The 2745-nt window shown below is 69.4% G+C and carries 1 protein-coding gene; it reads right to left on the bottom strand.

Annotation, left to right across the window (positions count from 1 at the left end):
• Positions 1–2745, bottom strand: a 2745-nt coding sequence (locus tag AB0H12_RS45130; protein WP_499632940.1) for a type I polyketide synthase, incomplete at both ends; no start/stop codon positions are given.

Genomic DNA, 2745 nt, shown 5'->3' with positions numbered 1-2745 from the left:
CGACTCCAACAACCGGAACAACGCAACCTCGAACGCGAACAACGCAGGCTGAGCGAACTCCGTCCGCTCCAACCGCCCCGCGTCCTCACCCCACACCACATCCCGCAACACCGGGTCAAACCCGGCCAACACCTCATCGAACACCCGCCCGAACACCGGGAACACGGCCGACAACCCACGACCCATCCCCAACCGCTGCGAACCCTGACCCGTGAACAAGAACGCCGTCTCACCACCAGCCCGAGCCACCACCGGCATGACCTCGGCCAGACCACTCACCAACTCGTCACGATCCCGACCGACCACCACCGACCGGTACTCGAACACCGAACGACCCGCCAACGACACCGCGACATCCACGGGCCGAACGCCTGCGTCCACGAACGACGCCAATCGGGCGGCCTGAGCACGCACCGCCTCAGCCGAACGACCGGTCAACACCCACGGCACCACCGGCAGGCCCGCACCGACCTCGTCGACCGACTCCGCCGCCACTCCTTCGACGATCACGTGCGCGTTCGTGCCGCTGATCCCGAACGACGAAATGCCCGCCCGGCGCGGCCGACCCTCAGCAGCCCACTCCCGGGCCTCGGTCAACAACCGCACGTTCCCGGCAGACCAATCCACGTGCGGGGACGGCTCGTCAACGTGCAAGGTCGGCGGCATCACGCCATGCCGCATCGCCATGACCATCTTGATGATCCCGGCAACACCAGCAGCCGCCTGCGTGTGACCGATGTTCGACTTGATCGACCCCAACCACAACGGCACATCACGATCACGCCCATACGTCTCCAACAACGCCTGAGCCTCGATCGGATCACCCAACGTCGTACCCGTACCGTGCGCCTCCACCGCATCCACATCAGCGACCGTCAAACCCGCATTCGCCAACGCCTGCCGGATCACCCGACGCTGGGACGGACCGTTCGGGGCGGTCAGACCGTTGGACGCGCCGTCCTGGTTCACCGCCGTGCCGCGGACCACGGCCAACACCGGGTGACCGTTGCGGCGGGCATCGGACAGCCGCTCCACCAGCAGCATCCCGACGCCCTCGCCCCAGGACGTCCCGTTGTTGGTGGCCGCGAACGACCTGCACCGACCGTCCGGGGACAGGCCGCGCTGCCGGCTGAACTCCACGAACACCTCGGGCGTCGCCATCACGGCCACACCACCGACGAGCGCCAGCGAGCACTCACCCGACCGCAGCGCCTGGCTCGCCAAGTGCAGCGCCACCAACGACGACGAACACGCCGTGTCCACCGTCACCGCGGGCCCTTCCAGCCCGAACACGTACGACACCCGCCCGGACGCGATGGCTCCGGTGCTGCTGTTGGCCGCGTAGTCGTGGTACATCATCCCGGCGAACACACCGGTGTCACTGCCCCGCAACGACACCGGGTCGATACCCGCCCGCTCGAACGCCTCCCACGACGCCTCCAGCAACAACCGCTGCTGCGGGTCCATGATCACGGCTTCGTTGGGGCTGATCCCGAAGAACGCCGGGTCGAACTCGTCGGCGTCGTGCAGGAACCCGCCTTCCCGGGTGTAGCTGGTGTTGGGCCGCTCACCCGTCGGGTCGTAGAGGCTCTCGACGTCCCAGCCCCTGTTGGTCGGGAAGGGCGACACCGCGTCCACGCCGTCCGCGACCAGCCGCCACAGGTCCTCGGGCGACGACACGCCACCGGGGTAGCGGCAGGCCATCCCGACGATGGCGATCGGCTCGTCGGTGACGCTCGTGGTCGCGACCGCCGCTCCATCGTCACCGATCCCGGACACCTCGGCCACCAGGTGACGCGCAAGCGCTTGCGGGGTGGGGTGGTCGAACACCAGGGTCGCGGGCAGCCGCACGCCGACGGCCGTGCTCAGACCGTTGCGGAACTCGACCGCGGACAGCGAGTCGAAGCCAAGGTCGTTGAACGCCCGCTCCGGGTCGACCGCCGCCGCGGACGTGAACCCGAGCACGGACACGACCTGGTTCAGCACCAGGTCGAGGAACGCGGCCTCCCACTCGTCCTCGGGCAGCGCGGCGAGCACCCGGCGCAACTGGGCGGGCTCGGTCCCGGCGCCGGCCCGACGCCGCCGCGCCACCTTCACCAAGCCGCGGAACAGCTCGGGCATCAGCTCACCACGCGCCCGGATCGCGCCCAGGTCGAACGACGCGGGGATCACCGCGGCCTCACCCGTGCCGATCGCGGCGTCGAGGAGCGCGAGCCCTTGCTCGGCGGCCAGTGGCAACACACCGGCACCGACCACCCGGGACCGGTCGGTGTCCGTCAGCCGGCCGGACATCCCGGTGTCCTCAGCCGCCCACAGGCCCCAGGCCAGCGAGTGCGCCGCCAACCCGTTGGCCTGGCGGTGGGCCGCCAACGCGTCCAGGTACGCATTCGCCGCCGCGTAGTTGCCCTGACCCGGCGCACCCAACACACCCGACGCCGACGAGAACAGCACGAACGCCGAGACATCACCCACGAGCTCGTGCAGGTTCCAGGCGGCGTCCACCTTCGGACGCAACACCCCATCGACACGGTCCGGGGTCAACGAAGCGATCACACCGTCGTCCAACACACCCGCGACATGCACCACACCATCAACCGGACGCCCGGCCAACAACCGGGCGAGCGCCTCCCGGTCAGCCACGTCGCAGGCCACCAACTCGACCTCGGCACCCGCCTCAGCCAACTCCGCCACCAACTCGGCAGCACCCGGCGCACCCAAACCACGCCGACTCGTCAACACCAGATC

Source organism: Actinosynnema sp. NPDC023794 (assembly GCF_040639675.1).
Lineage (GTDB): Bacteria > Actinomycetota > Actinomycetes > Mycobacteriales > Pseudonocardiaceae > Actinosynnema > Actinosynnema luteola.
Note: the sequence above shows the minus strand (reverse complement) of the source record. Positions and strands in the feature narration are given on the sequence as shown.